The organism is Oleiphilus sp. HI0067, assembly GCF_001635735.1.
On record NZ_LWFI01000643.1, the window covers coordinates 1 to 535 of the forward strand.

The window sequence follows — 535 nt, forward strand, 5'->3', positions numbered from 1 at the left end:
TGTACCTAGCAATATGGCCTCACTTTCTGCTAGCGTATACTCAGAATTTTTATTGGCTCAAAAGTTTAAGCCGATGTTCAACCTCCCAATCATCAATATTCCAGGCCCACAATTCCCTCTGTATTTAGAAGAAAACGAACTAGTTTCTTTGTCATGCAGCAGCCCATTGTTTGATGGAATTGGCTTAACGATCACCATCATCAGTTATAACGGCGAATACAATATCAACTGCACATATTGTCCAGATCGCTTCAACGGAGAGAAGCCATTTTCTCGTTACTTGGAAGAAGCGCTGGAACGTATAGATCAATTGAAACATACAGCACTTGAAGAAAAAGAGGATGAGAGCCGGTCATTTGTAAGCGGCATTATTGACGATGCAAGTGAGCTTGTAAGCGGACTATTCTCATCCACTACAAGCTCGAAGCAAGGCGAATAAAACTTACTTAAACGCCCATTTTAGAAATTCTTTTTTCTCTTCGCTTGATGCTTGATCCCAAAGCACTTTAAGCGCATCAATAGTCAGTAAACCCTG

Annotated in this window: 1 protein-coding gene; it reads left to right on the top strand. The window is 40.9% G+C overall.

Annotated features, from left to right (window positions below; all coding sequences use genetic code 11):
• Positions 1–439 (top strand): WS/DGAT domain-containing protein (locus A3739_RS07085; protein ID WP_156502439.1); only part of this gene is annotated, 439 nt, incomplete at its 5' end.
• Positions 440–535 lie beyond the last annotated feature (96 nt).